Here is a 3,731-nt window from a genome sequence, read left to right as displayed (position 1 = left end):
TGGGTCGCGGGCTATCAGTTCGGCGCCTATATCGGGATGCAACTGCTGATGCGCCGCCCCGAGACCGACGGCTTCATCTCGGTGTCGCCGCCGTCGAACATCTATGACTTCAGCTTCCTGGCCCCCTGCCCGGCGTCCGGCCTGTTCCTGCACGGCACGGCCGACACCATCGTGCCCCCGATCGAGGTGGAGCGCGTGGTCAACAAGCTGCGCACCCAGAAGGGCATCGTCATCGACTACGAACTGGAAGAGGGCGCCAGCCACTTCTGGCAGGACCACCTCGACGCCGTCGACCGCCGCGTCGGCGCCTATCTGGACAAGCGCCTGGAAGAAAACCCGGCCTGATCCCATCTTCGGGTCGCACCTTGGAGGCCCGGATGAAGCACGACATCGTCATCATCGGCGGCGGCGCCGGCGGGCTTGAGCTCGCCGCCCGCCTGGGGCGTCGGTTCGGCCCGCGCGAAGGGCGTCGCCGTGTCCTTCTGATCGACCGATCCATCTTCCACCTGTGGAAGCCCAGCCTGCACGAGGTGGCCGCCGGTTCGTTGGACAGCCACCAGGAGGGTCTGTCCTATCCCGTTCTGGCGCGGCGCAATCACTTCAGCTTCGCCTTCGGCGATCTGGAGGCCCTCGACCCTGAAGGCCGAACCCTGACCCTGGCCGAAGTCCGCGACGACGACGACGAACAGCTGATCCCGGCCCGCCAGCTGGCCTTTCGCACCCTGGTCCTGGCCACGGGCAGCGGATCCAATCTGTTCGATACGCCGGGCGCGGCCGAGCACGCCCATCTGCTCGAGGACGTCGCCGACGCCGAGAGCTTCAACAAGCGTCTGACCGCCGCCTTCCTGGCCGCCGCCTATTCGGACGAGCGGACCCTGGACATCGCCATCGTCGGCGCCGGCGCCACCGGCGTCGAGCTGTCCACCGAACTGATCGAGGGGCACGACGAACTGTCCGCCGGCCTGACCGAGGACCAGCGCTTCGCCCTGTCCGTCACGCTGATCGAGGCTGCGCCCCGCATCCTGGGCGGGCTGTCGCCGGACGTGGCGGAAAAGGCGGCCCGGGCGCTCCAGGCCAAGGGCGTGCGCCTGCTCACCGACGCCAATGTCCAGGCCGTCCACGCCGACCGGGTCGAGACCAGCCGGGGCGACGTCTCCGCCGACCTGATCGTCTGGGCCGCCGGAGTGAAGGCCGACGACGCCAATCGCGGCTTTGGGCTGGAGACCGGCCGCCTCAACCAGTTCGTCGTCGACGACCATCTGCGGACCTCGGCGTCCGGCATTTATGCGATGGGCGACTGCGCCCAGGCGCCAGGTCCCGAGGCACGCCCCGTGCCCGCCCGCGCCCAGGCCGCCGCCCAGCAGGCGGTCTATCTGGCCAAGGCGCTGGCGCGCCCGGATCGTGATCCCGGCCCCTACGTCTATCGCGACCGGGGCTCGCTGGTGTCCCTGGGCGAAGGCCGCGGCGTCGGCTCGCTGATGGGCGGGCTGATGGGGCCGAACTTCCTGATCGAAGGTCTGTTGGCCAAGTGGGCCTATATGGCCCTGCACCTGGACCACCACCGCGCCATCATCGGCGTGCGCCGCACGGCGCTTCTGGCCCTGTCGCGCCTGCTTCACCGCCGCGTCTCCGGCCGTTTGAAGCTGCACTAAGGCCCGAAAGCCCCGTCCGGCGAAACCGGACGGGGCGCGGACGGACTTACGCCGCCTCGGCCGCCTCTTCCGCCGGCACGGTGCGGATCAGGTAGTCGAAGGCCGACAGGCCGGCTTTGGAGCCTTCGCCCATGGCGATCACGATCTGCTTGTAGGGCGTCGTCGTCGCATCGCCCGCCGCGAAGATCCCCGGCTGGCTCGTTTCGCCCCGATGATCGACCTCGATCTCGCCGCGCGGCGTCAGGGCCACCGCGCCGTGCAGCCATTCGGTGTTCGGGACCAGACCGATCTGAACGAACACGCCTTCCAGCTGGACCTCGTGCACCGCATCCGAGTTGCGGTCCTTGTAGACCAGGCCCGTCACCTTCTCGCCGTCGCCCATCACCTCGGTCGTCAGGGCCGAGGTGACGATCTTCACGTTCGGCAGGGTCGCCAGCTTCCTCTGCAACACCGCATCGGCCCGCAGTTCGCTGTCGAACTCGATCAGGGTGACGTGGGCCACGATGCCCGCCAGGTCGATGGCCGCCTCGACGCCCGAGTTGCCGCCGCCGATCACCGCCACGCGCTTGCCCTTGAACAGCGGCCCGTCGCAGTGCGGGCAATAGGCCACGCCCTTGTTCCGATACTGGTCCTCGCCCGGCACGTTCATCTGCCGCCAGCGCGCGCCGGTCGACAGGATCACGGTGCGCGCCTTCAGGCTGGCGCCGTTCTCCAGCTGCACCTCGTGCAGGCCGCCCGGAACCTTGGACGGGATCAGCCGCGACGCCCGCTGCAGGTTCATGATGTCCACCTCGTATTCGCGGACGTGCTGTTCCAGGTGGGCGGCCAGCTTCGGCCCCTCGGTGTGCGGCACCGAGATGAAGTTCTCGATCGCCATCGTATCCAGCACCTGGCCGCCGAACCGCTCGGCCGCGACGCCGGTGCGGATGCCCTTGCGGGCGGTGTAGATGGCCGCCGCCGCGCCGGCGGGACCGCCGCCGACCACCAGGACGTCGAACGGATCCTTGGCCTTGATCTTCTCGGCCGCCTTGGCATCGGCGCCGCTGTCGATCCGGGCGACGATCTGCTCCAGCTCCATCCGCCCCTGCCCGAACAGTTCTCCGTTCAGGAAGACGGTCGGCACAGCCATGACCTTGCGCGCCTCCACCTCGTCCTTGAACAGGCCGCCCTCGATGGCGACGTGCTTGATACGCGGGTTCAGCACGCTCATCAGGTTCAGCGCCTGCACCACGTCGGGGCAGTTCTGGCACGACAGCGAGAAATAGGTCTCGAACAGGTAGTCGCCGTCCAGGTCCTTGACCTGCTGGATCACCTCCTGCGCCGCCTTGGACGGATGGCCGCCGACGTGCAGCAGGGCCAGCACCAGCGAGGTGAACTCGTGGCCCAGCGGAATGCCGGCGAAGCGCACGCCGATGTCGGTCCCCTTGCGGCGGATCAGGAAGCTGGGCTGGCGCACGTCGTCGAAGTCGCGGCCCATCTCCACCTTGCCGTGCGAGACCGAGACGATGTCCTCCAGCAGGGCCTTCAGCTCCTGCGACTTCGGCCCGGCCCCCAGCGAGGCGACCAGCTCGACCGGATGCACGATGTTCTTCAGATAGCCTTCCAGCTGGGTTTTCAGATTGGCGTCGAGCATCGGAACCTCACAAAATCTCGGGTGGACTGCGCCGTCCTCCAGCCGCTGCGGGCGAGGAGCGGACGCAAAAAGGCCGCGGGGACGGAAACACTACATGCACCCCGCGGCCTCGTGCGACGCCCGGTCGGACCGGGCGCCGGGAACCGGCGGCGAAAACGCGACGCGCCGCCGGTCTGTCTGGGTCGTCGGGCTTAGATCTTGCCGACCAGGTCCAGCGACGGGGCCAGGGTGGCCTCACCCTCTTCCCACTTGGCCGGGCAGACTTCGCCCGGGTGCGAACGCACGTACTGGGCGGCCTTGATCTTGCGCAGCAGCTCGGCGGCGTTGCGGCCCACGCCTTCCGAGGTGATCTCCATGAACTGGATCACGCCGTCCGGATCGACCAGGAAGGTCGCGCGGTCGGCCAGGCCCACGCCGGGACGCATCACGTCAAAGTTGTTGGTGAA

General features: G+C 68.6%; 3 protein-coding genes and 1 pseudogene. 2 read left to right on the top strand and 2 right to left on the bottom strand.

What is annotated here, in order from left to right; genetic code table 11:
- Nucleotides 1–345: alpha/beta hydrolase (locus tag B2U11_RS03940; RefSeq protein WP_414632930.1), on the top strand; the 345-nt coding region annotated here is incomplete at its 5' end.
- 32 nt (nucleotides 346–377) lie between these two features.
- Nucleotides 378–1,652: an NAD(P)/FAD-dependent oxidoreductase gene (locus B2U11_RS03935; protein ID WP_292070091.1), complete on the top strand. Its 1,275-nt coding sequence runs from the start codon at nucleotides 378–380 to the stop codon at nucleotides 1,650–1,652.
- A gap of 46 nt (nucleotides 1,653–1,698) precedes the next feature.
- Here the strand turns inward: B2U11_RS03935 and ahpF are convergent, their stop codons facing one another.
- Both ahpF and B2U11_RS03925 read right to left on the bottom strand, forming a co-directional pair.
- Nucleotides 1,699–3,285 (bottom strand): alkyl hydroperoxide reductase subunit F, encoded by a 1,587-nt coding sequence (gene ahpF, locus B2U11_RS03930; protein ID WP_292070090.1) that lies wholly within the window; start codon nucleotides 3,283–3,285, stop codon nucleotides 1,699–1,701.
- 191 nt (nucleotides 3,286–3,476) lie between these two features.
- Nucleotides 3,477–3,731: pseudogene (locus B2U11_RS03925) on the bottom strand (peroxiredoxin); the annotation flags it as partial.

This window comes from Brevundimonas sp. UBA7534, assembly GCF_002479325.1.
In the GTDB taxonomy this organism is placed as follows: Bacteria; Pseudomonadota; Alphaproteobacteria; order Caulobacterales; family Caulobacteraceae; genus Brevundimonas.
Note: the sequence above shows the minus strand (reverse complement) of the source record. Positions and strands in the feature narration are given on the sequence as shown.

Bases quoted from the DNA above. Each gene is read 5' to 3' on its own strand.
- B2U11_RS03935 (WP_292070091.1), top strand. From the start codon at position 378: ATGAAGCACGACATCGTCATCATCGGCGGCGGCGCCGGCGGGCTTGAG.
- ahpF (WP_292070090.1), bottom strand. From the start codon at position 3,285: ATGCTCGACGCCAATCTGAAAACCCAGCTGGAAGGCTATCTGAAGAAC.